The sequence below is a fragment of the Reyranella soli genome (assembly GCF_007992495.1).
In the GTDB taxonomy this organism is placed as follows: Bacteria; Pseudomonadota; Alphaproteobacteria; order Reyranellales; family Reyranellaceae; genus Reyranella; species Reyranella soli.
On the sequence record NZ_BKAJ01000097.1, the window covers coordinates 25,041 to 50,023 of the forward strand.

At 62.9% G+C, this 24,983-nt stretch carries 24 protein-coding genes; 17 read left to right on the top strand and 7 right to left on the bottom strand.

The annotated features are described in order from the left end of the window. Positions 1 to 85: 85 nt before the first annotated feature. On the bottom strand, positions 86 to 1,507 hold the full coding sequence (locus tag RSO01_RS27150) for an amidase family protein (protein WP_147153364.1): 1,422 nt from the start codon (positions 1,505 to 1,507) through the stop codon (positions 86 to 88). Positions 1,508 to 1,617: 110 nt separating this feature from the next. Here RSO01_RS27150 and RSO01_RS27155 point away from each other — a divergent pair, with 110 nt between their 5' ends. The 4 genes from RSO01_RS27155 to RSO01_RS27170 all read left to right on the top strand — a co-directional run bounded on the left by RSO01_RS27155 (position 1,618) and on the right by RSO01_RS27170 (position 3,634). Further along, a complete protein-coding gene (locus tag RSO01_RS27155; RefSeq protein WP_147153366.1) occupies positions 1,618 to 1,926 on the top strand; it encodes a hypothetical protein in 309 nt (102 codons plus the stop codon). Between the two features lie 206 nt (positions 1,927 to 2,132). Continuing rightward, the gene (locus RSO01_RS27160) at positions 2,133 to 2,336 is read left to right on the top strand and encodes a hypothetical protein (RefSeq protein WP_147153368.1); all 204 of its coding nucleotides are present in this window, start codon (positions 2,133 to 2,135) and stop codon (positions 2,334 to 2,336) included. Positions 2,337 to 2,407: 71 nt separating this feature from the next. Then, positions 2,408 to 3,295 (top strand): MBL fold metallo-hydrolase, encoded by an 888-nt coding sequence (locus RSO01_RS27165; protein ID WP_147153370.1) that lies wholly within the window; start codon positions 2,408 to 2,410, stop codon positions 3,293 to 3,295. Positions 3,296 to 3,307: 12 nt separating this feature from the next. Next, positions 3,308 to 3,634: an NIPSNAP family protein gene (locus RSO01_RS27170; RefSeq protein ID WP_147153372.1), complete on the top strand. Its 327-nt coding sequence runs from the start codon at positions 3,308 to 3,310 to the stop codon at positions 3,632 to 3,634. 101 nt (positions 3,635 to 3,735) lie between these two features. Here the strand turns inward: RSO01_RS27170 and RSO01_RS27175 are convergent, their stop codons facing one another. Beyond that, positions 3,736 to 4,719, bottom strand: coding sequence for a Bug family tripartite tricarboxylate transporter substrate binding protein (locus tag RSO01_RS27175; RefSeq protein ID WP_147153374.1), 984 nt, complete (start codon positions 4,717 to 4,719; stop codon positions 3,736 to 3,738). A gap of 44 nt (positions 4,720 to 4,763) precedes the next feature. Between RSO01_RS27175 and RSO01_RS27180 the strand changes: the two genes are divergently transcribed. Together RSO01_RS27180 and RSO01_RS27185 are read left to right on the top strand one after the other, a co-directional pair. Continuing rightward, positions 4,764 to 5,738, top strand: coding sequence for a Bug family tripartite tricarboxylate transporter substrate binding protein (locus RSO01_RS27180; protein WP_147153376.1), 975 nt, complete (start codon positions 4,764 to 4,766; stop codon positions 5,736 to 5,738). A gap of 3 nt (positions 5,739 to 5,741) precedes the next feature. Beyond that, on the top strand, positions 5,742 to 6,563 hold the full coding sequence (locus RSO01_RS27185; RefSeq protein WP_147153378.1) for an alpha/beta fold hydrolase: 822 nt from the start codon (positions 5,742 to 5,744) through the stop codon (positions 6,561 to 6,563). Here RSO01_RS27185 and RSO01_RS27190 read toward each other — a convergent pair whose 3' ends face one another. From RSO01_RS27190 to RSO01_RS27200, 3 genes are read right to left on the bottom strand one after another with little or no spacing between them, the layout of a single operon-like run. Then, positions 6,564 to 10,628, bottom strand: coding sequence for a CHAT domain-containing protein (locus tag RSO01_RS27190; protein WP_147153380.1), 4,065 nt, complete (start codon positions 10,626 to 10,628; stop codon positions 6,564 to 6,566). Next, complete coding sequence (locus tag RSO01_RS27195; RefSeq protein WP_147153382.1) at positions 10,625 to 11,473, bottom strand: hypothetical protein; 849 nt, start codon at positions 11,471 to 11,473, stop codon at positions 10,625 to 10,627. Before RSO01_RS27195 ends, RSO01_RS27190 begins: the two co-directional genes overlap by 4 nt. A 48-nt stretch (positions 11,474 to 11,521) precedes the next feature. After that, positions 11,522 to 12,130: an RNA polymerase sigma factor gene (locus RSO01_RS27200; RefSeq protein ID WP_170303392.1), complete on the bottom strand. Its 609-nt coding sequence runs from the start codon at positions 12,128 to 12,130 to the stop codon at positions 11,522 to 11,524. Positions 12,131 to 12,331: 201 nt separating this feature from the next. Between RSO01_RS27200 and RSO01_RS27205 the strand changes: the two genes are divergently transcribed. The 10 genes from RSO01_RS27205 (at position 12,332) to pstS (ending at position 21,666) form a co-directional block, all read left to right on the top strand. Beyond that, the gene (locus RSO01_RS27205) at positions 12,332 to 13,702 is read left to right on the top strand and encodes an ABC transporter substrate-binding protein (protein WP_147153385.1); all 1,371 of its coding nucleotides are present in this window, start codon (positions 12,332 to 12,334) and stop codon (positions 13,700 to 13,702) included. Between the two features lie 38 nt (positions 13,703 to 13,740). Further along, positions 13,741 to 14,631 (top strand): carbohydrate ABC transporter permease, encoded by an 891-nt coding sequence (locus RSO01_RS27210; RefSeq protein ID WP_246158851.1) that lies wholly within the window; start codon positions 13,741 to 13,743, stop codon positions 14,629 to 14,631. Positions 14,632 to 14,650: 19 nt separating this feature from the next. Further along, positions 14,651 to 15,499 (top strand): carbohydrate ABC transporter permease, encoded by an 849-nt coding sequence (locus RSO01_RS27215; RefSeq protein WP_373867953.1) that lies wholly within the window; start codon positions 14,651 to 14,653, stop codon positions 15,497 to 15,499. 165 nt (positions 15,500 to 15,664) lie between these two features. Next, positions 15,665 to 16,126: a mobile mystery protein A gene (locus RSO01_RS27220; protein WP_147153389.1), complete on the top strand. Its 462-nt coding sequence runs from the start codon at positions 15,665 to 15,667 to the stop codon at positions 16,124 to 16,126. Further along, a complete protein-coding gene (locus tag RSO01_RS27225) occupies positions 16,123 to 16,719 on the top strand; it encodes a mobile mystery protein B (RefSeq protein WP_147153391.1) in 597 nt (198 codons plus the stop codon). The genes RSO01_RS27220 and RSO01_RS27225 overlap by 4 nt, the downstream gene beginning before the upstream one ends. Positions 16,720 to 16,972: 253 nt before the next feature. Further along, positions 16,973 to 17,833 (top strand): peptidoglycan-binding domain-containing protein, encoded by an 861-nt coding sequence (locus RSO01_RS27230; RefSeq protein ID WP_147153394.1) that lies wholly within the window; start codon positions 16,973 to 16,975, stop codon positions 17,831 to 17,833. Between the two features lie 118 nt (positions 17,834 to 17,951). Beyond that, positions 17,952 to 19,049 (top strand): peptidoglycan-binding domain-containing protein, encoded by a 1,098-nt coding sequence (locus RSO01_RS27235; RefSeq protein ID WP_147153396.1) that lies wholly within the window; start codon positions 17,952 to 17,954, stop codon positions 19,047 to 19,049. Between the two features lie 50 nt (positions 19,050 to 19,099). After that, a complete protein-coding gene (locus RSO01_RS27240) occupies positions 19,100 to 20,032 on the top strand; it encodes a hypothetical protein (RefSeq protein WP_170303393.1) in 933 nt (310 codons plus the stop codon). A gap of 94 nt (positions 20,033 to 20,126) precedes the next feature. Beyond that, positions 20,127 to 20,510, top strand: coding sequence for a hypothetical protein (locus tag RSO01_RS27245; RefSeq protein ID WP_147153398.1), 384 nt, complete (start codon positions 20,127 to 20,129; stop codon positions 20,508 to 20,510). A 115-nt stretch (positions 20,511 to 20,625) separates the two neighbouring features. Further along, the gene (gene pstS / locus RSO01_RS27250) at positions 20,626 to 21,666 is read left to right on the top strand and encodes a phosphate ABC transporter substrate-binding protein PstS (protein WP_147153400.1); all 1,041 of its coding nucleotides are present in this window, start codon (positions 20,626 to 20,628) and stop codon (positions 21,664 to 21,666) included. A gap of 8 nt (positions 21,667 to 21,674) precedes the next feature. Here pstS and RSO01_RS27255 read toward each other — a convergent pair whose 3' ends face one another. Then, positions 21,675 to 22,802 carry a homoserine O-acetyltransferase family protein gene (locus RSO01_RS27255; protein WP_147153402.1) on the bottom strand — a complete coding sequence of 376 codons (1,128 nt, stop codon included), beginning with the start codon at positions 22,800 to 22,802 and terminating at the stop codon, positions 21,675 to 21,677. Between the two features lie 108 nt (positions 22,803 to 22,910). Further along, a complete protein-coding gene (locus RSO01_RS27260; RefSeq protein WP_170303394.1) occupies positions 22,911 to 24,341 on the bottom strand; it encodes a flavin monoamine oxidase family protein in 1,431 nt (476 codons plus the stop codon). 259 nt (positions 24,342 to 24,600) lie between these two features. On the opposite strand from RSO01_RS27260, the gene RSO01_RS27265 reads away from it, so the two are divergent. Continuing rightward, positions 24,601 to 24,981, top strand: coding sequence for a DUF805 domain-containing protein (locus RSO01_RS27265; protein ID WP_147153406.1), 381 nt, complete (start codon positions 24,601 to 24,603; stop codon positions 24,979 to 24,981). Positions 24,982 to 24,983: the final 2 nt, after the last annotated feature.

Consider the following 24,983-nt stretch of genomic DNA (forward strand, 5'->3'; position numbering starts at 1 on the left):
CATACCTCCCATGCGTTATTCATAGGGAGTGAACAGTGGCCGAGGCGCGGCCACTGCCCAATTCACAAGCGCGTGGGGTCGGCGGTCAGAGCGCCGTCAGCGTCTCCACGACCCTCTGCTGCGGCCAGGTCCAGCCGCAGGAGCCCTCGTACGCCCGCATGGCGCGCAGCACGAGATGGTCGGCGCGCGGCGGCCCGATGAGCTGGATGCCGACGGGAAGGCCGGCCTTGGTGAGGCCGGCAGGCATCGACGCCGCCGGCTGGCCGGTGAGATTGCAGGGCAGGGTGTAGGGGGCGCCCTTGGTCCATCGCGGGAAGGCGTCGGAGTTGTAGAGGGTCTCGACCGGCGGCGCGGCAGTCGGCGTGACCGGCGCCAGCAAGAGATCGTACTTGCGATGCCAGAGGGCGAGATCGCGGGCGAGCTTCGACTTGGCTTCGTAGGACCGCGCGTAGTCGGCCAGGGTGATGGCCAGGCCCTTTTCGGCAGCGGCGCGGAAGCCCGGGTCGAGCTTGCCATGGAGTTGGGTCGGGATCTGGCGCAGGCGGGTGGCGAAGCTGCCGATCCACAGCGGCTCGAAGCTGTTCTGCAGCGGCTCGATCAGTGGGCCGACATCCTCGACATGCGCGCCGAGCGCCTCGAAATGGCGGGCCGCCTCCGCGACCAGCTCGCGCACCTCCGCATCGGCTTTGACGTGGCCGAAATCGAGGCTCAAGCCGATCCGCCAGCCGCGTACGCCGTCGTCGAGGCCGACTGTGTAGTCGCGGCGATCGGCGGGTAGCGAGCGCCAGTCGCGCGGATCGGGCCCGGCCGTTGTGTTGAGCGCGAGCGCCGTGTCGAGCACGGAACGCGCCAGCACACCCTGGCTGATCACATCGGCGAACGGCGCGTCGGCGGGGTATTGGGCGATGCGGCCGTAACTCGGCTTCAGCCCGACCAGGCCGGTATGAGCCGCAGGGATGCGGATCGAGCCGCCGCCGTCATTGCCATGATTGAACGGGTTTATGCCCGCGGCCGTCAGTGCCGAAGCGCCGCCCGACGAGCCGCCCGGCGAGTGCTTCAGGTTCCACGGATTGCGCGTGGTGCCCTGCAGCGGCGAATCGGTCAGGGCCTTCCAGCCGAACTCGGGGGTTGTCGTCTTGCCAAGGAGGATGAGGCCCGCGGCTTGGAAGCGGTCGACGATCGGCGCGTTCTCGCCGGCGGCCGTCTCGTCCGTGGCATGCGAGCCGTAGCGGGTGGGCCATCCTTTGACCGGTGTCGTATCCTTGATCGTGGTTGGGACGCCATCGAGTGCGGACAGGGGCTGGCCCTTGAGCCAGCGTGCCTCCGAGTCCTTCGCCGCCGCCCGCGCACCGTCTCCATCGATCAGGACAAAAGCATTGAGAGAAGGTTGCAGTCGCGATGCGCGCTCTACCATCGCATCGATGAGGTCAACCGGGGAAAGCACCTTGCGGGCGTAAAGTGTTGTGAGTTCCGATGCGGAAATCCATGTGGAGGGGTGATCAGACATGCGTTTTTCGTGGGTTCCCAGGTTGTGCAATTGGCTCAAACTAGCATTCCAAGCACAGAGTCGAACTCTGATTTCTCGCAGTCGAGAGCGTATTGGAGGAGTGCCCCGTTATGGAAAGCATCACCGCCATCGTTGCCGCTGGCGTCGCTTTCGCCCTCAGCTACTACGTCGGCCGCTCCATGACGTCGACGACCTTGGCGGCTGCTTTGATGGGTGGGGTCTGCGGTCTCGCCTTCGCCGTCCTGTTCTTCATCACGACGGTCGCCATCGGTGCGGTTGTCCCCGGGATGTTCGACGGCTGGATGCTCGGTATCCATTTCATCGTACTGCTGATGGTGGTGCCGCTTGGCAGCGCCGCCATTGCCGTCCTTGAACACCGCCATCTGGAAAAGGTCGAGGCGCGGCGCCTGCCGTTCTGACCTGGCTCCTGCCTCGGCGGCTGCCGACCCTTCAATTGATACAACGCATGCCGTGATCGGCCGCCGAAGCGGCGTATCCTTTCGATCGGTCCAACGATCGGAGAGCGTCACCGTGGCGGCGGCTTTGTACTATCTCACGATCGGAGCGGATTTTCATCGGCCTGGCGGCGGGACGTCGGGCGCGGTCGACGCTCTACGCCGGGCTGATGGGCTTGCTCGGCAACCTGGTAATGGTGGCGACTCTGTTCTCGGCCACCATCGCCCTGGCCGTCCTGGCGCCGGGCAGCATCGATTCGAACGACATGGGATTTCGGCTCGGTGCATTGCTGCTGTTCGGTTCTGCCGTGGGCGTGGTGTCGGCGATCGGCGGCCGTGGCCGCGCCGTCAAGATGGCGACCAGGCTGTTTTAGCCGACGAAACGGCGGCCTTTCCGAAGCCCATCCGGCGACGCTAAGTTCCTCGCCCGGGTGGGAGGAAAAGCATGACGGAAGTGAAGCTGGGCGGCGCCACGGTGCAGCGCATCGAGGAGTCCTACGAGCCCAACTTCGACGCCAAGATGTTCTTTCCCGACTGGCAGCCCGGCGTGGTGCAAGAGCATCGCGATTGGCTGCTGCCCAACCACTACGACGAGCCCTCGGGCTTCCTGAAGCTCAGCGTCCATAGCTGGCTGCTGACGGTCGGCGGCAAGCGCATCCTGATCGACACCTGCGTCGGCAACCACAAGTCACGGCCGCACCGGCCCAAATGGCACTTGATGGAGACGCCCTACCTGGCGCGGCTGAAGGCGGCCGGCGTCGAGCCCGACCAGGTCGACATGGTGATGTGCACCCATCTTCATGTCGATCACGTCGGCTGGAACACCAGGCTCGAGAACGGCAAATGGGTGCCGACCTTCAAGAACGCGAAATACGTGTTCAGCCGCGCCGACTACGATCACTACCTCAAGGTCGACACCGATCCCAAGACGACGCCGGCCAATGCCGGTTCATTCCGCGATTCGGTGCTGCCGGTCGTCGAAGCTGGGCTATCGCAACTGGTCGACGGGGCGGCTCGGCTCGACGAGAACCTCGAGGTCGAGCCTGCGCCCGGCCACACACCCGGTACCATCGCCATCAAGTTCGAATCGCGCGGCGAGAAGGCGTTGTTCTGCGGCGACATCCTGCATCATGCGTTGCAAGTCTATCATCCGGAGTGGAACAGCTTCGCCTGCGCCGAAGCCATCGGTGCACGCAAGAGCCGGCGCGCGGCGCTGGAGCATTGCGCCGGCTCAGCCGCGCGTCTGATGCCCTGCCATTTCGGGGCACCATTCACCTGCCACATTGATCACAAGGGAAGCGGCTTCGTGCCGCGATTTGACGGTAGCTTTTAGAAGGGGAAGGAAATGATCTACGAACTGCGTGTCTACAAGTGCGTGCCCGGCCGTCTGCCGGCGCTCAACAACCGTTTCGCCAACATCACCCTGAAGATCTGGGAGAAGCACGGCATCAAGCAGGCCGGCTTCTGGACCACGCTGATAGGCGAGTCCAACCAGGAACTCCATTATCTGCTGGCCTGGGAATCGTTGGCCGATCGCGAGAAGAAGTGGAACGCCTTCCAGGCCGATCCCGAGTGGCTGGCCAAGCGCGCCGAGACCGAGAAGGACGGGCCCATCGTCGCCAACGTCTCGAATCAGTTCCTGACTCCGACGAACTACTCGTCAGTTAAGTGACAGCGAAGCTGTCATGTTGAGCGAAGCGAAACATCTTTCTGGTAACGAAAAGATCCTTCGCTGCGCTCAGGATGACAAAGGACGCGAACTCGCGTCCTTTGTCATTCTGACTTGAGGCCCGCCTGCTTGGCGAGGCGGGCCCACTTTGCGAGATCGTCGGCCACGTAGCCCGCGAACTCCTTCGGCGTGCCGAATTGGGGATCGGCCCCGAGGTCGGTAAACTTTTGCGCCACGTCGGGAGAGCGCACCGTCGCATCCACTGCGGCGTGCAGACGCTCGACCAAAGCCGGCGAGGCACCGGCCGGCAGGAAGATGCCGTAGGAGATCGCCGCCTCGTAGCCCGGCAGGCCGGATTCGGCGATGGTCGCAATATCGGGCGCCGCCGCCGAGCGGGCGAGCGAGGTCTGCCCCAGCGCGCGCATCTTGCCGGCCTTGACGTGTGGCAACGCCGTCGACAGGCCGCCGAAATAGATATCGACCAGGCCCGCCATCAGGTCGGCCATGGCCGGTCCGCCGCCCTTGTAGGGCACGTGCACGATGTCGGCCTTGCCCATCGACTTGAATAGCTCCAGCGCCAGATGCGTGGCGCCACCGGCGCCGGCCGATGCGCCGTTGAGCTTGCCGGGCTGGGCGCGCGCCAGCGCCAGCAGTTCAGCCACGTTCTTCGCGGGCAGGTCGTTGCGCACCACCAGCAGCATGGGATTGATGCCGATCGGTGCGACGGCAGCAAAATCGGTTCGGATATCGTACGTCATGTTCGGGTTGAGCGCCGGCGCTATGGTGGTCGAGCCGTTCGACGCCAGCATGATGACGCTGCCGTCGGTTGGCGACTTGGCGACGGAGGCCGCGGCGATCTCGCCGTTGGCGCCGGCGCGATTCTCGACGACGACGGAGCGCTTCAACCGTTCGCCGATGCCGGGCGCCACGATGCGCGCTAAAAGATCGTTCGGCCCACCCGGTGGAAAGCCGACGACGAGGCGCAGCGGCCGATCGGGAAAATCTACCGTCTGAGCACGGACATTTGCATGGGCCAGCGGCAGAGCGGCAAGGCCGCTGAGCGCGGCGCGGCGACGAAGCTTGATCATGCGCAGAGTATGCTAGGCTCACCGCGCTTTTGGGAGGAAACAAAATGAAACGCAGGACTGTTTTGGCGGCGGGCAGCGCCGCCGCGCTTGGCCTTGCCGGCACGCCAGCCTGGGCGCAGGCCAAGATTGGCGGCGACGTGCGCTTCTTTTGCGGCTTCGCCCCCGGCGGCACCGCCGATCTGCTGTGCCGTATCCTGGCCGACGCATTGAAGCCCGAAATCGGTCAGAACGTGATTGTCGAAACCAAGACCGGCGCCTCGGGCTTCATCGCCAATGAGGCTGTCGCCAACGCCGTACCGGACGGGCGGACGATCGGCCTCGCGGCGATGGCCGCGATGTGCGTGTCGCCCGTCATGCCGGGGCAGAAGCTGCCGATCAATGTCGACACCGACTTGACGCCGATCGCCAATATCGCCGGCGTGTACAACATGCTGGTGTTCGGCAAGCACATGAAGATCCGGATCGTGCCGGAGCTGATCGAGGAGGCGAAGAAGAACCCCGGCAAGCTCACCTACGCGTCGGCCGGCAACGGCACCTCGCAGCATCTCGCGGGTGAGCTGTTCAAGAAGCTGGCCGGCGTGAACCTGCTGCATGTTCCCTATCGCGGCGGCGCGCCCGCCATCCAGGACATGGTGGCGGGCAATTGCGACATGATGTTCGGCAACATGCCGGAGTTCCTGGGCCAGATCGGCGGCGGCGGATTGATCCCCATCGCCTTCGGCTCGCCACGGGTCTCGCCGATGTTCCCCAACCTGCCGCTGATCTCGCAGTTCCTGCCCGGATTCGAGGTGGTGAATTGGTTCGCCGTGTTTGGCTCGAAGGGCACGCCGGCCGACATCGTCGACGTCTGGAACAAGGCTCTGCGCGCTGCCGTCGCCAAGCCCGACATGCAAAAGCGCTTCGTCGACAACGGCATGGACAACGTCATCGGCTCGCCAGCCGAGCTCAAGGCCACGATTGCCGCCGACCGCAAGAAGTGGGCGGAGGTCATCCAGGCGGCCGGCATACGCGCCGACTAGGCCATGCCGATCGCAACGACCCGACAGGGCAGCCTGCACTACGAGATCGCCGATCAGGTCGCGCCCTGGCATCAGCCGCGTGAAGCGATCCTGTTCCACCACGGGATCGGCGCCAGCGCGGAAATGTGGGCCGGTTGGTTCCCGGCGCTGGCCGATGCCCATCGGCTGGTGAGCTTCGACATGCGCGGCTACGGCCGCTCGCACATCCCGGGGCCTGACTTCGCCTGGTCGCTCGATCTCATGGTCGAAGACCTGTTCGCCGTGGCGGATGCCGCCGGCCTACCGCGCTTTCATCTGGTCGGCGAGTCGATCGGCGGCACGGTGGCGCTGGCCGCCGCACTGGCGCAGCCCGAACGCATAGCCACGCTCACGGTCAGCAACGGGGCTCATCTCGGCGCGTCGATCCAGCGCGTCGAAGCCTGGCGCCGCCAGCTCGACGAGGGCGGGGTGAAGGCGTGGTCCGACGCCTTCCTGCGGGATCGCTTCCACGACGATGCGTTGTCGCCTGAACAGCGCAGCTGGTTCGCCGCGCAGCAGGAGAATTGGCCGCGCGAGTCGATCCTCAATGCCCTGCGCGTACTGATCGGCACCGACCTTTCGCCGCGATTGAAGGACATCATCTGCCCGACGCTATTGCTGCACCCCGACGGCAGCCCTTTCATCCCGGTGCCAATCATGGCGGAGCTGCATCGGCTGCTGCCCGCTGCGGAGCTCAACGTGATCGGCCGGTCGCGCCACGGCCTCCCCTATTCCCATGCCGGGCTGTGTGCGTCGTTGCTGCGGGCGTTTCTCGATCGTAGGAGCATCAAGAAGGTCACGGGTTGATTAGCGACTGAGCCAGAGTGGTCTCGATCCGATCGATCCGAAAATGACACTGCGATCGTGCGTGGCGGCCATTCCCATGGGCATGATGGGAAGGCCCGCTCCGACAAAGTCCCTGTGTAGCTCCCGACCGGCTTTGGACAGGCGCACGGAAAAGACTTCGTCCGATGTGTAGCCTTCGTTACCCCAGCGCTTGGTGCTGAAATCGGGCATGGTGAAATGACTTCGTTCTTCGCGGATCGCGACCGAACGCTTGATATGGCCGACGATCTCGTAAGCGTCCCCGACTTGCTGCACAGCTGTTGCATAGCTCTCGAACGGGGAAGCGTCCCGCCAAAGTAGTTGCACAAAGCCGTCGCTTTTCAAGAGATACGCGGCAGCTCGAGTTTCCAGCCAACAAACATCTCTCAAGGTTCCAACCACAAGCCAGCCATCGGCTGTCGCGACCGATCCTCTTGCTTTGAAGCGATCTATCCGCAGGCGCTTTGCTTCTTTGAGTTCGGCGACGTCAAAGAAGACAACTTCGGCGGCGTCTCCCTCAAAACAAAATCTAGGCAGACCCAGGCCACTTGGCACATCTGGCTTGTCAGTCGGAAGTGGATCTCGGTTGATGATCGTCAGACCACCCAGCGTCTTGTCGACATAGACGGCGCTGGAAAGCGATGATAGACCATCACCAACAAGCGCGATTGGCATACGCTTGGTCTCCGAGCCATTGAAGTCGACTCTGGTCAAACGGTACTCTGCTCCTGTGCGCTCACCAAGACTTGGTCCAACGAGCGCAAGCGCCGTTTGATCGGATGCGACAGCCAAAGCCGCTACCTTGTCGGTCTTTGCAGAGTTGGTCAGTCTGCGCGACCACAAAACCGTTCCATCGGTTGTTAGCCCGCGGAGTATCGGTACGCTGTACCCGGGGTCAGCTGGCGAAGGTGATAGGTACCCACCGACATAGATCGTCTGGTTTGTCGCGGCCACCGGGCCAACGCCAATGTCGGGATCCTTTACCTCCCATTTGGCGGTGCCATCAATGGTTTGCCGGCGTACAAGCGATGGTGATCTCTTGCCATTCCATTCACCGAACGCCGAGCTGACAAAGTCGCCATTCAGTGCTCCGGCGAACAATATCTCCTCGTCTGCCGAAGGATTCACCTTAGCAAAGGCGCCGAGATCGCGACTTTCTCGACTTGGCGTATCGAGTCTCATAGAGCCGTCGCCGAGTACGGCTAGTGCCGCCCAGAAGCGCGGATGCAACAGCGGCTTGGCTGTCGGGCCATCCAAGTGCTTGCGCACCGCTACGGCAAGCGAATCGGCGATCGCAACGTTATTGTCGCTGCGGGCCGCGCGGAATGTAGCAGTGATGAGATCGCGCGTGAGCGAGCTTTCGATGGGCCATAGTGAGGCAATCATCGTTGGAACGCCCGCAACAGCAAATGATGTGGCGAGGCCCTGAATGCCACTATCGATGATGGAGGGGTCGTATCTTGCCGAATTACAAGCGGACAAGACGACCAGGCGCGCTCGCAATGGTAGCGCGGCGATTTGAGAACTCGTCAACAGTCCATCACTGAAGGCGTCGCCTCGTGGGTTCGGTGTGAGCACCAGGGCTGGCTCCTTCACGCCCGGCAGTTCTTCCCTCACCAGACCATGCGTAGCGAAGTGCAGGACGTCGAATTCCGACAGCGGCTGCAAACGGAACTCTTCTTCACCCGCGGTCTCCCGTAGAAGGATCCGCACTTTCGCTGCATCGAACAGTCGCGCAACCGACCGTAGTTCCTCCGATGTCTCCGGCAGTTCCGGCAATGATGTTAGAGCACCGGACTGGACCGGAAGGCTTCCTCGAATTGCAAGGGTCGCCGACGGCGTTCCCGCCACGTTGCGAGATTCGAGGGTTGGATCGCCAACGCCGAGATAATCGAGCGTGGCGCCTTTGGCGCGGGAGAGTCTCTTTGCTGCGATGAAGGCACCAATAGAGCTTGTCTTGACAAAGGAGTGTGTGCGGATCAGCCAGCGTGCGGCGCGGAGATTAAAGCCGGACCCCATCGTCGGGGGCAGTTCGCTGAGTAGAGCGGCCGGTGGTACCTGCCCCAGCGGACCACTTGGCGCAATGTGATAGATTCGTCGGCTCGAATGCAGGCATTCGTCCAGTCCGCCGAACAGTATCCTGTACAGCCGAACGGCGCCGGCTGCTGGAAACTGGCTGTCTGCTTCGACTGATGGCGGATGGGCTGCCGTCAACGCGGCTCTGAGAATGCGGGCATCTGCAACGACAGTCTGGTCAGTCTCCTGCGTTGATACGACGAACTTGTCCATCCGAATGCACATCTTGGCGACCGCGTTCAGCATTGGGACGTAGAAGATGAGGGCTTCATCAGGGAGCAACGACTGCTTCAACGTCGCCAGGTTCATGATGGAGGCAACACCGACGTTTCCGTCCTTGCCTGCAAGGACGTCGCGCATGCGCTTATGCGCCGTCGCGAACGCGTCGGCGTTGAAAAGGACATCCGTCCGCTCCTGCCAGACATCACTAGAGTTGACGGTAGACGACAGGCGGCCGATGAGCGCCGAGACCTTTGCCTTCTCCCAGGCTGCCTGCTGATAGCCGATCGTGCGCAAGCTTTGGACTATGCGTTTTTTATCATCCGAATCCTGAACGGCCTGACTTGTCAAAACGTCGTCCGGGCTTGTCTCGAGGGAGCGGCTGAGAACGATGTTTGCTTGCAGAAGCAAGTCATGGTCCGGCGACTGGCCGGGGGAGACCGTGGCGGCAACGGCGAACTCCAGGAGCAGTTGATCGGCCCAATGGGGCAGTGGTGCTGAATACGTCGACCTTTGGTAGTGATCCATCAGGACTGCCAGTCGCGCCTTGCCGGCTTCGACAAAATGTCGGAGGGCGTCGTCTCTTCGACCCATTCTGAGGAGACGAAGTCCTACGGCGGCCTGGCCGAACACCCGGATGTCCTGGATTCTCTCGACATCTGCTGTCCAGCGCGGCGCCATCGTCATGAGGTCGCCCCATCCGGTGTCTGAGGTGTCCTGCAGAGCTAGGCGGACGAGTTCCTCCGCCAGGGCAAAGTTGAATTCGATCGCGTTTGCGAAATAGCCGCGCGCAATAATGCCAGGCTTGCCGGTCATCAGAGGATGCGACTGCAGTAGATCGCGGGCGGCAGGGAGGTCGCCGCGTAGCACTTCCGAAGCCAGCAACTCGTTGTAAGTATAGGCCATGAGATAGGTTTTCAGCTCCGGTTTGAGCTGAAGCCGATCCAACGCCGAAAGAACGTGCCGAAGGCCGTCCGCCGCACCAACAAAGTCCTTGCGGTAGCGCAGCAGAGTGACCGTCAGTTGCCCGAATTCGTACGCCAGGAAGCTGTCTGGTGGAATTTTCACGAGGAGCGGCGTCGCCGCAGCGACCAGCCGCAGTGCCCGCTCGACATCATAGTTTTCCAGGAGTTGATTGGAGATGCGGACGATAAGGCGCGCTGCATCAAATCCCTCATCCACCAATGACAAGGTGGCTGCCAGCGCTTTTTCGACGTGGTCGCGGGAGCTTTCGAAGTCGAGGACAAGTCGCGACCGTCGCGCTGCAAGGAGCTGCAAGTCGGCGAAGAGAACTGGACTTACAAGCGGATTTGCGAGTTCGATGGGAAAGTCGCGCTCGAATTTGTGCTCGGTTGCTTGATGATTTCCCGTCGCCATCTGGATGTACGACCACAGCAAAAAGGCGTGTCCGGCCGTCGATGGCCGCATGCTGCTTGGCGTCAAGGTGGCAAGGAAATCACGATTGCCGAGGTAAGTGGCGCATTCCAAGTCATCCAGCGCGATGCAAGTTCGAATGGCCAGCTGGAAGAAGTCCTGACGGTTGGAAGGCGGCGCACTCTCCAAGGCGCGCTTCACCTTCTCCACCGCGTCGACATTCCGGCCAGCCAACACGTCTGGAATGATATTTCTCTGTGTTGTTGGCAGCTTTTCGCCTTGAGCCGAGGCTGCTTGCGAAAGAGCAACGTTGAGACACAGAAGAATGGCAATAATGCTCAGGCAACGGCCCAACACGACTGTTGTCTGGGCCATCATGGTTTGACCGTCAGTAAGTACTGACGCTCACCGTTTGGCAGAGGGCCAGATATTTCGCGGATATTGGCAGTCCGTGGGTCCTTCAGGTCGTAGAGGCGCACCATCATTTGCGGACGCCCGTCGCTAGCCTCCAGCTTTTCTTTCAGCGCAGCATCGATGATGACACGCGCAGGCTGGTCGCCGGCATCCGAGGATTTTGGCAGGTAGGGTTCGAGCTCGGGTGCGGCACCACCAGCGGCAGCCTTCGCCAGCAAATACCTGAGAATTGCTGTAGGCACCTCGATGTCGCGGAAACGTTGCTCGGCAGGATCGCCTTGTTGCGGTTGTGTTCCTCTCATACGAATGTCCGACGCTTCGAACAGCGGGCTGCGATCGTTGATCGTCACCATCGCCACCTGTAACGGCCCGCCGCCGCTCATCAGCTGCTGCAGCGCCGGCAGGCCGGCGACGACCAGGATCGACGCCAAGGCCGCCGCCCCGGCGATGCCGGTCAACTGCCAGCGGCCGAGCGACCGCCACCAGGCGCCTCGTGTTGATGCCTTTGGTGGCGCGTTCGCTTTGAGGATCTGTGCGGTGAGCTGTTCGGGAACCGGCGGACTCTCGCGGGTGGCGGCCTGCAACCGCAATTCGAGAACGCGCTCGGCTGCCAGCCTATTCTGCCTGACAAGGGCGGCCGCGCGCTCGGCGTCATCCGGCGCAAGGCGGCCCGCCACCCAGTCGTCGAGCAGACGCTCCTGGTCTGCCGACAGCACGGTGGCGTCGCGCCCGCGATTTGACAGGACGGCCAGCATCACCTGGTCAACGGCCTCCGGTTCGTCGCTTCCGTCGGGCGGGCGAGCGTTCATGGTTTGATCCTACCATCAATCAACAGGACGGACCCGGTCGCCATGTCGTTACGCCCGGTCCGGAAAGAATTCCGGCGCCAGCTGCCGCACCTGGGCGAGATAGCGCGCCTGCGCCCGGGACATCGCGGTCCGCAGCGTTCCCATCGAGAGTTTCAGGCGGTTGGCGATGGTCTCGTTGTCGAGGTCGCGATGCAGCCGGTCGCAGACGAGCCGGCGGTCCCTGGCCTCGAGCACGGCCCAGGCACGGATGCCGATATGCCTCAGCTCCTTAAGGTGCGTGGTCGCGGTGATCGTCTCGGCCGCCGCGCCGGAGAGCGGCTCGAGCTCCATCGTGCCGCCGACCGCTTCTTCCCGCAGGCGCTTCGAGCGGTGGAAGTCGGTCACGAAATTGCGGATCACGCTGGAAAGATAGACCGGCAGGGAACTGCCGCGCTGCCAGAGCTGCAGGGCGCGGAAGCCACTCTTCAGCAGGCGCTCGAAGAAGGCCTGGAAGATGTCGTCGACATCCTGACTCCCCGTCCGGGATCGGATGCAGTGATAAATCAGGCGGCTATGACGGTGGTAGAACGCGTCGATAGCACCCGGGGCGCCCCGCAGGACATTGTCGACCAGTTCGACATCCGAAAGCTCGTTTGGGGGCACCGGCGATTTCGCCAAACACTCTTCTCCCTCGATCGCGACACTCTATTCCACTGTACGGTCGATCCTCAATGCACTGAGTATGCTTGTTCGTCTCGGGGTTGTGCCGTCTCCGACCATGGTCGGAGATGACTTTTCTCGACTCCCATGCAACGGGCTGATATCCGTTCGCGCCTGCCGCCCGGAGAGGATTGGCAACAACGTAAGTAAGAGGGAACAATGAGACGCCGCGTATTGGCTGCAGCCGCTGCAATTAGTGTCGCCCTGGCTGCCGCCCCCAGCTTCGCCCAGGAAACGCTCACCGTGTGGTGGGTCAAGGGCTTCTACAAGTCCGAGGACGAGGCGCTCTACGCCGCCATCAAGAAGTTCGAGGCCAAGACCGGGGTCAAGGTCGAGCTTTCGCAGTACGCGGTCCAGGACATGAACGCCAAGTCGGTGGCCGCGCTCGACGCCGGCACGCCGCCGGACATTGCCTACTCCGACACCTATGACGTGCAGACCGCCGGCAAGTGGGCGTTCGACGGCAAGCTCGAGGATATTTCCGACGTCATTGGCCCGATGAAGGACCGCTTCGCGCCGGTCACCATCGAGACCGCGTTCCTGTGGAACGACGTCGCCAAGAAGAAGGCCTACTACGGCTTCGCGTTGAAGCAGCAGACGCTGCACATCCAGTACTGGAAGGACATGCTGGCCCAGGCCGGCTTCAAGGAAAGCGACATCCCGGGCGACTGGACCGCATACTGGTCGTTCTGGTGTGACAAGGTGCAGCCCGCGCTACGCAAGGCCACCGGCCAGCGCATCTACGGCATCGGCAGCCCGATGGGCGTGGAATCGACCGACTCGTTCCAGTCGTTCCTGAGCTGGGTCGACGCCTACAACGTCAAGCTGGTCGACGATTCGGGCAAGCTCCTGGTCGACGACCCCAAGGTCCGCGAAGGCCTGATCAAGGCGCTCAAGGACTACACCGACGTCTACACCAAGGGCTGCTCGCCGCCGTCGTCGACGACCTGGAAGGACCCCGACAACAACGTCGCCTTCCACAACAAGACGACCGCGATGACGCACAACTACACGATCTCGATCGCCGCCAAGTGGCTGGACGATGCCAACAACGAGACGCTCACGCCCGAACAGCGCGCCGCCGGCCGCAAGGCCTACGATGAGCTGATCGCCACCGCGGGCTTCCCCAAGAAGCCGGACGGCTCGCCGATGGTCTATCGCACCGCGGTGAAGGTCGGCGTGATCTTTGCCGGCTCCAAGAACAAGAAGCGGGCCCGTGAGTTCCTGGCCTTCATGCTCGAGGAGGACAACCTCCGCCCCTACGTCGAAGGCGCGCTCGGCCGCTGGTTCCCGGTGACCAAGGCGAGCCAGGAGAGCCCGTTCTGGCAGGCCGACAAGCATCGCAAGGCGGTGTACGACCAGTTCAAGGCCGGCACGACGCCGTTCGAGTTCACCAAGAACTACAAGTTCACCATCCTGAACAACGAGAACGTCTGGGCCAAGGCGATGAATCGCGTGGTCAACGAGAAGGTCTCGGTCGAAAAGGCGGTCGACGAGCTGATCGCCCGTATCAAGCAGGTGGCGGGCTGATCCTACCTCACCCAGGTCCGCGTATAGGGTAACGCGTAGTGACGGCAACGACGACGATCGACGAAGCGGCCCGCCCCAAGCCAAGGCCAGGGGCGGGGCGGGCCGGCCTTGCCCTGTCGCAGAGGCAGGTCTGGGGCCTGCTGTTCACCGCGCCCTACATTGCGGTGTTCCTGGGCTTCGTCGTCTTTCCGGTGGGCTACGCCTTCTGGCTGGCGCGCAGCCCGCATCTCTACGTCGAGTTGGCCGACGACCCGATCTTCCTGCGCACGGTCGTCAACACGCTGGTGTTCCTGATCGTGGCCATCAACATCAAGATGATGATGGCGCTGTTCCTCTCGGGGTTCTTCGCCCAGAAGCGCTGGTGGGTGAAGGTGCTGGCGGTGCTGTTCGTGCTGCCCTGGGCGGTGCCCTCGATCCCGACCATCCTTTCGATCCGCTTCATGCTCAATCCCGAATGGGGCGTGATCAACACGCTGATCTTCAAGCTGACCGGTGAAGACGGCCCCAACTGGCTGAACGACCCGACCTTGGCGCTGTCGCTCTCCATGGCCGTCCACATCTGGAAGTCGCTGCCGTTCTGGACCTTGATCCTGCTGGCCGGCCGTCTCGCCATCCCGCACGAGCTCTACGAAGCAGCCTCAGTTGACGGCGCCGGCGCCTGGCACCGCTTCCGCTTCATCACCTGGCCGTCGATCAGCACGCTGTACGTGACCTGCACGCTGCTCTCGATGATCTTCACGGTCGGCGACTTCAACAGCGTCTACCTGCTGACGGGAGGCGGGCCGGCCGATCTCACCCATGTGCTGGCAACGCTGGGAATCCGCTATCTCCGGCTCGACCAGGTCGGGCTCGCGATGGCTTCGATCGTGTGCGCCTTGCCGCTGATCCTGCCGCTGGTGTTCTTCATGATGAAGCGCCTCTCAAAATGAGGAGCAGGTCCAAATGAGGATGCGCGGGCTCATGCGCGGCGTCAGCACAGAGGCCGCGCTGCTGCTGGTCGGCATCCCGGTCCTGCTGTGGACCCTGATCCCGATCTACCACATGTTCCTGTTCGCGATTTCGCCCAAGGACGCGGCGTTTTCGGGCCAGCTCTGGCCGACCAACCCGACGCTGCGCAACTTCGAGATCGTGTTCGGCCAGAAGCACCACTTCCTCTACAAGTTCTGGCTGCAGATGTTCAATTCGCTGGTGATCTCGGCCGGCACGGCGGTACTGACCTTGCTGATCGCCAGCGCCGCCGCCTTCGCCATCAGCCGGCTGCGCATGAAGGGCGGGCGCCTGGTGATGAACCTGGCGCTGTTCACCTATTTCATCCCGGCGGCCTTCCTCGCCGTGCCGATGTACAAGACCATGGGCATGTACGGCCTGCTCAACAACGACTGGGCGCTGGTTCTGGCGATGGTGACGGTGGCCTCGCCCTACGCCATCTGGATCCTGCGCCAGGCGTCGGACAAGCTGCCGGTCGAGCTCGACGAGGCCGCCCTGATCGACGGCGCCTCGCCGTTCCAGCTTTTCCGCCTGATCTACATCCCGCTGATGGTGCCGTCGCTGATCGCCGTCGGCACCTATGCGCTCCTGCTGGCGTGGAACGAATATCTCTACGCCTTCCTGCTGCTGTCGCGCGAGACGGCGATCACCTTGCCAGTGGCGCTGGGCAACTTCCTGTCGGCCGACGATTCGCCCTGGGAGCTGCTGATGACGGCGGGCTTCATCTACGCCCTGCCGCCCGCCGCGATCTACTACGCCTTCCGCAAGTACATGTCGTCCGGCCTGACCGCCGGGGCGGTCAAAGGCTAGCTGCGCTTCTCCAGTCCCTCTGAAGGCCTCGAGCCGCGGCGCCCTTGCTTGAATTATCAGACCATAGGCTGGTTTGTCTCCACGAGACTCAGGCCATAGACTGATATTGTCGTTTTATAAATCACATTATAGACTGATTACAAATAGTTAAAATCAGGTTATGATATGAAAAAAGAACTAAAACAACTGGCGCGACAAAGGATCGACGAGCGGCTTGTGGCCCTCAAGCCAGAAGACCGGTTTGCGCCGCCGCCCAAAGGCTGGATCCGCGCGATCCGCGACGCGCTCGGGATGACGGGCGTCCAACTGGCTGCCCGCATGAAGGTGCGGCCGCAGACTGTCGAAGCTCTTGAGAAATCCGAAGTGTCGGGGTCGATCCAGATCAGCTCGTTGCGGCGCGCTGCCGAGGCGCTCGACTGCACGCTCGTCTACGTCCTGGTCCCCAAGAAATCGCTGGAAGAGGCCGTGAATGAACGCGCCCGCAAAATCGCAATACGCGAACTTGGGCGCGTCGCCCACACCATGAAGCTGGAAGCCCAGGAGACGGGCGACACCTCGACCGAGAAGCGGATCGAGTCCTACATCCGCACAGTGCTCAATGACCGCGACCTCTGGAATGAGAAATGACGGATCTCTTCCAGGAGCCTGAGGATGCAACGCCGCTCGAGGCCGAGGAGCGGGAACAACTCCGGCAAAGCTGGATTACGAACCGCGGCGATCTCAACATCGCCGAGGAAGAGAACATCATTGCCGGAGCGGCTTGGGCGCGCGGGCGGCGCAGCCGCGATCCGGCCGGCATGTTGACCGCTGACTTCGTCATCATGTTGCACAAGCGAATGTTCGGTGATGTCTGGAAGTGGGCGGGAACTTACCGCACCACGGCGCGCAATGTCGGAGTCGATGCCTACCGCATTGGCCCGGACGTGGCGCAGTTGCTCAGTGATGTGAGCTATTGGGTAGGGAACGGGACTTATCCGCCGGATGAGATCGCCGTGCGTTTCCATCACCGGCTGGTGGCGATCCATCCGTTTCCGAACGGCAACGGCCGCCACTCGCGGCTGATGGCCGATCTCCTGATCGAGCGGCTGGGCGGAATTTCCTTCACCTGGGGAGGCGGCAGGCTTGCCGATACCAGTGAGCTGCGCCGCCGTTACATCGTGGCGCTGAGAGCAGCAGACAACCATGACATGGGGCCGCTTCTCGCCTTTGCGCGCTCGTAGCTTCCAGTCAGCCGATGCCAGCCTTCCTTCGCTGATGTGCGGTAAATCACATCTACGACGCGGAAAGCCCGCCACAATAGCGGCTGCGATATCGTGGCGCGACCGCGCCATGTGAAGCACCTCGGCACGAGCAGCCCATGCGCGTGGTCTCTTTCCAGCACGCGCGCACCACGCAAAGATCGTGGAGGTCTAACGAGCGGCTTCCGGCTCTCCAAGGTTGGGGAGGACGAGGTGGCCTTGAACGGAGGATCTGATGGGCCGGTTGGTCAAACAGGGCTGCAAGGGCGAGGACGTCCGTGCCATTCAGGACGTGCTGAACTTCCACATCCGCCGCCTTGAGCCTTTGGCGGTAGATGGCGACTTCGGGCCGCGGACCCGCGCACGTGTGGTCGAGTTTCAGAAGGCAAACCAGCTGACGGCGGATGGAATCGTCGGGCCGCGGACGATGGCCAAGTTGTTCGAGGAGGAGCAGCTGCCGATCGCGCTCGCTCTGGTCCCTCAACAGGGATCGACCGTCAGCGGGTCTCCGCGCGGCATCCAGCCGCCACGTCTGATCCCGCCATTGACGTTGCCGCCGCTGACGCCCCCAGTCGTGACGCCATTTTTCCTTCCCCCCGACTCGCTCTCCCGCATTCCGGTGCTGACACCGGCGGGCCAGACGGTGAGCTTCCTTACGACGGTGCCGGTTCGGAATGATCCGATCGATCCGGCGACGCGCAGCTTCAACGAGATCATGCGGCTCCTCGATCACCTGCCGCAGTCGTTTCCTTTCCGTGGGACGATCATTGGCGCCGTGCCGAGACCCGTCCAGAAAGTCGGGCCTCTCGAGCTCGACCCGGTTTCGCCCATGAGCTTTGGCTTCCAGTGGGGCGTCAAGCCGGTGTTTGATCTCAAGTCGATCGGCCCGCCCATACAGTTCGCGGTGGGCGGTGCCGCGAATGCCCGCTACGTCCTGAAGCTGGTCGACAAGCCCGGGGCAACGGTGCCCCAGCTCGGCCTGTTCGTGCAGGGCGACTTCAGGGGCACGATTGACTGGACGAGCCAGTCCGCAGAATCGCGACCGCAGATTGACCTCAAGGGTTCGTTTGCCGGCGGCATCCAAGGCCGCTTCTAGAGGTCTTGCGACTCAAGACGAGCAAGCGGGTCTCTTCTGGCGCCGAGGCCTGCCGTGCTTATGATTGCATGCTCGTACGTCGCCTGTTCCGCAGCCTTTTGATTGGGGAGAGATGGCAATGTCGCTGGTCGCACATTCATCACACAGGAAGTGCTTCTTCTGCAGCAACGACGCGACCGACAAGCCGATCGTCGGTTCAGTCGGAAAAGGCGGAACCAACAAGAAGGCTGATGTCCAGCTTGTGCAGGCTTTCCTGAATTCGACGCCGCCGGAAGAGGGCGGGCCGGCGGTTCTGCTGGCCGAAGACGGACTCATCGGCCCGAAGACGCAGGCGGCGATCGACAAGTTTCAGGCGAAGGTCCTGAGCCGGCCGGATGGGCGCATCGATCCGCATGGGCCGACAATCAAGGCACTGACGACGCTCATTTGCGACTCGGCCTCCGTTCCCCCCGGCCGCCTCGGCCTCGACGGTCGGCCGGGACAGGCCGCCGGCTCTCCCTCGACGGCGCCGAAGACGCCCCAGACTGGTGCGCAAATGGTGGCGGAAGGAAAGCAGATCCTGAAGGACCTCGAGCGCTCGTTGATGTCGCTGCGCTTCAAGCTGCTGCATCAGACGCCGACAACCATGGCCTGGCTGAACAAGCATTTCGAGACAGCGAAGGTCAAGGTCACTCCAGGCGAAGCCAGCAAGTTGCTCGGGATCGTTTCGGCCATCCATTTCCAGGTCTCGCGCGCCAATGCGTTCGGCGCGCAGGGCATAGACAGCATCATCATGTTCGATCCGAAGGCCGACGCCGGCGTCATCGCCTGGACCGTGCGCGGTGGCGACAAGTTGTCGACGAAGCAGTTCCAGATCTACGTCGAGAAGGGTGTGAACATAAAGGCGCCGGGCCACACCGTCTTCCTCGGACCGATCTTCACGAACCAGCCCGCCCCCATCGAGAAGCAATGGACCGTGATCCATGAGATGTGCCATTTCGTCGGGCCGCGCGACGGCACGGGCCTGGAGATCGACGACAATGCGTATGCCTTCGAGCCGCATTTCCTGTCGATCGGCAAGTGGTTCAAGCTGCACAATGCAGAATCGATCGCGCTGATGATCCTCGAATTCGCCGTGGGAACGGCCGCCATCGTCGGCACGCCACGTTTGGCGAAATTCAAGTCGCACTTCGATACCTTTCCCAAGGTCGTCGGCGGCCAGATTGTCACTGGCTGAATCGCCGGCCCCTGCGCGACGCCATCGTGAATTGAGGTTGGGAGGAAGCCATGCCGCGCTTCGTTCAGTACTTGAATCATTCTGGTGTATACGCCGAGCAAGACTTCATGATCGTTCCCCGGCCGGGCTTCAACCTGGTCTGCCTGCGCGACAGCAAGGACGTCAACCTGTCGCACGACAGTCGATTGCAGGTTGAACGTGTCGGCTTCGATGACGTCGAAGGCGTCGCTCTGGAATACATCAACTATCGCTATGGGAAGAAAAAAAGCCAGGAGCGCGACGATCAGCTGCTGCGCCTACGTACGGCGCTGTTTGCCACCGCACCGCCGGATAGCCTCTCGCGCGGCTACAAGGTCACGGCCAATGGTAAAGGTGTTCCGGAGCTCAAGGCCACGCGCGGCAACATAAGCGTCAAGCTGGACGTCGGCCTTCTGCCGCGCAAGGACTTCAAGATCGCGTTCAGGTTCCTGAGGCAGCTCGATCAATCGAACAAGGAGATCGAGGCCACGAGATGGAAGCCGGAGGACGCGCCCTGGATGCTCACCCGGCTGAACTGGATCTTCGGCGCCCAGGCGAACATCTTTTTCACCCAGGTCGACGCCTCGTGGTTCACGGTCAAGAAGGCCCTGGGACCCAAAATCATGCGGGATGATTTTCGAACGTATATCGTCCCTCACAAGACGAAAGGCGCCGATATCACCTGCTTCCTCGTCGGCGACTATGATGCAAGGGCGACCGAGGCGGCTGGGGAGTATCTGGATGACCAGCAGGTATGCGTGGTCGTCGACGACGGCAATCCCCCCGTGTTCGACTATGGCGAAGCGTTCATCGGCGTCATGGCGCACGAAATCGGTCACTTCCTGCACCATAAACGGAACATCGCCGGGAGCGGACACCACAGTCGAGGCGGTATTCTGCTTTCCAGCGGCATGGAAAGCCTGGCCCTGGACAAAGATCTCGTCACCGACCTCACCGCGTGGTGAGGGCGCTCGTAAGGCCGGATGCGCGCCAGGCTGGCACAGACCATTGCCGATAGCGACCCTCCCGCTCGGGCCGCCTTCGTGGTAGTCTTTGCAAATGCCGATGCACTACTTCATCGATTCAAGACGGCGGTTGGTTTCCGTTACGGCAGAGGGCGCAATCACGCGCGCCGATGTGGATGCCTATCTGGAAGCGGTAATTGGTGCCGGGGCTCTCGAGTATCGAAAGCTTTTCGATTGGCGTGCCGGGACGCCAGCAATGGACTTTTCTGAAGTGATGTCAGTGGTTGCGGAGGCCAGAGGCTATCATGATCGGCCGCATGGCGCTTTGGCCGTAGTGGTGTCGGAACGGCAGCGGCAAAGCGAGGAACTTGCGCGAATTCTTGGTGTCCTGCTTTCGGCTCGACGCCCAATGCGGGTTTTTTCTACCGTAAGGACTGCGAGCCGCTGGCTGGAAGGCAACGCAGCGTCGGTCTCCTAGGAGGCTTGCCCCATTCGCGCATGGGCTGCCACGCCCCCGGGTGTGGTGAAAGTCACATCGATGGGGGCGGGGAAAGATTACACCCCATACGACGAATTGTTGCGCGGAGATTGCAATGGGCCTGTTCCGGTACATTGGAGTTGGCGCAGTCGCCGCTTGCCTGCAACTGAGTTCAGCACAGGCAGACGACATAACAGGCGCAGGCTCGACATTTGTTGCGCCAATTCTGTCCAAGTGGTCGACCGACTACAGCGCCAAGGGCGGTGAAGGCCTGAGCTATCAGCGCATTGGATCCGGCGCCGGCATCTCGAGCCTGAGGTCCGGTACGGTCGACTTCGCGGCCACCGATGCCCCGCTGAAACCCGCCGAGCTGCAGCGGCTTGGCTTCATGCAGTTTCCCCTCGTCGTCGGGGGCGTCGTTCCGGTCCTCAACCTGGACGGCGTCAAACCGGGCGACGTCCGGCTGACCGGCGGGCTGCTCGCCGACATTTATCTCGGCAAGCTGACAAGGTGGAACGACCCGAAGATTGCCGAGCTCAACCCGGGCATCAGCTTGCCTGCCGCAACGATCATCGTCGCTCACAGGGTCGATGCCTCGGGGACGACCTTCAATCTGACCAACTACCTTTCCAAGGTGAGCGCCGACTGGCGCGGCAAGGTTGGTGAGGGTTTGTCGGTATCCTGGCCGGTGGGTGTTGGCGGCAGGGGCAATGACGGCGTCGCCGCCTTCGTGAAGCAGACCAGGAATTCAATTAGCTATGTCGACTTCGCCTACGCCCGGCGGACTGGGCTGGCGTATGCGCTCGTCCAGAACAGGGCCGGACGGTATCCGGTCCCCACCGTCAAGGCATTCGAAGCGGCCATGGCTGCTTCGGACTGGAGCAGCGCACAGGATTTCGATGTCGTCATTACCGACCCTGTCGGTGAAGACGCCTATCCCATTGCGGCAACTTCGTTCGCCTTGATGTACGCAACGCCGCGGATCGCGTCTCGCACCAGAGCAGCCGTGGATTTCTTCCGCTGGGGGCTGCAACAAGGTCAAACGCAGGCAACCGAGGTCGGTTACGTCGCGCTTCATCCGGGTGTGGTTTCACGAATCGAGGACTACTGGCGCGCTCGACTTTCAGACGCCGTATTGGTCAGCAAACAGCCCTAGTTCAAGGGTCAGCTCCGCTTCTCCAGCCCCGCCATGAAGGTCTTGAGCCGCGGCGCCCACTTGGCGGCGTCGAGGCCCGAGGCGGAGTGGCCGAAGTCGCTGTCGATCTCGAAATAGTCGGCGCTGACGCCGGCGGCCGTGAGCTTGGCCATGACGTCGGGCGCGATCGACGGCGGGAACAGCTTGTCGGTCCGCGACAGCACGTAGAGGACCTTGGCCTTGATCTTCACCATGTCCTTCTCGGCATCGAAGCGCACCGAGGCCTTGCGCAGCACGACCAGGGAGTTGGCGTCGAACACCTTCGACCAGGTCTCGGCGCGCCGCTTGATCTCGGCCTCGCGCGCCTCCTTGTCGGGGAACTTGGCGGCGAGCTGCTCGTCGATGCCGTAGCGCTTCAGCGTCGCCACGCGCATCTCGGTCAGGATGCCCGTCACGCCGCCCTTGTCGTAGTAGCGGCCGCCGTTCCAGTTGGGATCCTTGGCCAGAGAATCGACCAGCGATTTCACCGCCGCCTCGCCGCCCGAGCCCTTGGGCGCGCTGACGACGGCCACCAGCCCGTCCATGAAATCGGGATGGGTGACGCCCCACTGGAAGGTCTGGTAGCCGCCGAACGACGGCCCGGCGACCGCCACCAGATGCTTTACGCCGAGCCCCTCGAGCAGCGCCTTCTGGGCGTTGACGATGTCGATCAAGGTGATGTCGGGGAAGTCCGGGCCATAGGGCTTGCCGGTCGCGGGATTGGCGAAGGCGGGATTGGTCGAGCCGAAGGACGAGCCCAGCATGTTCGACGACACGACGAACAGCCGATCGGTGTCGATCGCCTTGCCGGGCCCGACCAGCCCGTCCCACGAGCCTTCGGCGCCGTTGGCGCCGGCGCGGCCGGCCATGTGCTGGCCCGACGTGTAGCCGTGCGTCAGCAGCACGGCGTTGCGCCCGTCCGGTGCCAGCGTGCCGTAGGTCTCGTAGGCGATCGTGACCTCGGGCATGACGGTGCCGCTTTCGAGGTGGAAGTCCTTGATCTTGAAGGTGGCCTCGCGCCGCTTGAGCGGATCGCCCTGTGCCTGGGCGCCGCCCGTCGCGAGCGGAGCGAGCGGCAAGGCCGCGAGGAAGGGACGTCGGCCGAACGAGAGGGGCATGCGATCCTCCTTTGCGTCAGCTCGATTGGATCAGGCGCGCGCCGGCACCGCAACAGGAAGCACAGGGGGACCGAGCACCAGTCCAAGCTCCAGATGTTCTACTGCAGGCTAGCGCAGGGAGGCGATCACCTCCCTGGCTGCCCGCATGCCGGTCTGGACGCCCGAGTTCAGGAAGCCGCCCTGGTCGGCCGTATGCTCGCCGGCGAAGAAGCAGTTGCCTTCGCGCTCGCGTTCGATGCCGAGAACCGCTGTCTGGTAGCCTGGCGAGTAATAGCTGTAGCTCCCGAGCGACCAGGGATTGTTCTTCCAGGCGTCCTTGATCATCAGGCCGGTCCAGATCTCGCTCAGCCCCGGCGTGATCGGCGCCGCTTCGCCCATCACCGTGGAAGCCAGGGTGACGGAATCGGTCTTGCCGGCATTGATGGCCAGCGTGCCGCCGGAGAAGAAGTTGAGGATGCCCCGCGTGCCCGGCTGCGCACGGCTCACCTCCCAGGTCGTCTGGAAGGTCTGTGACGGCACGCGCATCTCGCCGTTGCAGCCGGCGTCCGTCCAGGCGCGGCGCGTGAACTGGAGCTGGAACTTGGTCGAGGCGCCCATCGGCAGCGTTGCGATCGCCTGGTTCTTCAGCGGGCGGAATCCGGCCTGCTTATAGTCCACCGCAACACGCATCACCGAGAAGGGTAGCGCCAGGATCACGCGGTCGTAGACGGCGTCGCCAACGCCGCTGTCGCGCTTGAAGCTAAGGCGAACCTTGCCGTCGGGCAGGCTCGTGATCGCGACCAGTGGCGCTGCCGTGCGAATGTTGTCGCCGAGCGACTTGGCCAGCAGGGTCGCAATCTGGTCATTGCCGCCGCTGACATGAAAGCGCTGGTCGCTTTCGGTGCCGTAGAGATTGAAGTGGCTTCGCTTGTCGACGGCCAGAACGGAGATGACGTTGAGAGCGCTCTGCTGATCGGAGTCGGCTCCGTTCTCCTCCGCGAAGGCGGTTTCAATGAGCTGTCCGAGTTGTCCGCCGCGACCGCCGGGGACATAAGCGCCGACCCATTGCGCGATGGTCATCGCGTCGAACCGACGGGCCTCGGCGTTGGCGCCCTGGTAGCTGTACTCGCCGAGCGCGGCGTTCTGCGCCTGCAGGATCGGGTAGAGAGGCTGCCAATCGCGCGTCGCGTCGGCGAGATTGTAGGGTCTGTCGTTGAAGACGTAGAGCGAATGCGTGTTCGGGGGCTTCGCCTGCAGCACGTCATCGAGGGCGAGGCCGAGGTCCTTGGCGAGCTCGCGTATCTCCTTGTGATCGCTATCGATGAATTCACCACCATGTTCCGCGACCTGGCCGTCGCCGAAAATGCCGCGGGCCGAATAGCAGCGGCCGCCGATCCGGGTACTGCCTTCGTAGACATCGGGGTTCAGTCCAGCCTTGCGCAGGTCGCGCGCAGCTGTCAGGCCGGCCAATCCCGCGCCGACAACGGCGATCCGCGCGGTTGCCGCCAGGCCGGCGAGCGGCAGCGCAGAGGCAAGGGCGATGCCTGCCGCGCCGCGCAAGACGGTGCGACGGCCGATCGCGGCGGATCCTGGTCGGTTTCTGGCCCGCGCCGATCGCTCGGCTGCGGCTCGCTCCCGTGACAGGTTCAGGAGCATGTTCAACAATGGGGTGCGGGCCATGATGATGCGCTCGCAAGCCTGGACGGTAGTCTCGACTCGTACACGGGCGGCTGCTGAACGGATGTGAGAAACGGCACAGTCGCCGTCCCTGCAGCCCGGTAAGGTCGGCGCCATCTCGGGCAACGGCGGAGACGGCAAAATGTCAAATCTTCTGTTCAGCGTTCAGGGTCGTGCCAACCGCGCCAAGTTCTGGCTGGTCGCACTCGGAATCGCCGTCATCGAGGTGATCCTGTTCGCTGTGATCCTGGGCGGAGCGGCAATGTCAGGCGATCCCGAAAAGATCGCAGCGGCCATGGGGCCGGTTGCCAGTATCGTGATCCTTGCTTTTGTCGTGATCGCAACCTGGATCTCGGTCGCCGTCGCGATCAAGCGCTACCACGACCGCAACAAGAGCGGCTGGTGGGTGCTGATCGTCTTCGTGCCGGTCATCGGCGGACTTTGGTACCTGATCGAATGCGGCTTCCTGCGCGGCACGCCCGGCCCGAACGACTACGGTCCCGACCCGCTGGCCGCCGTCTGAGC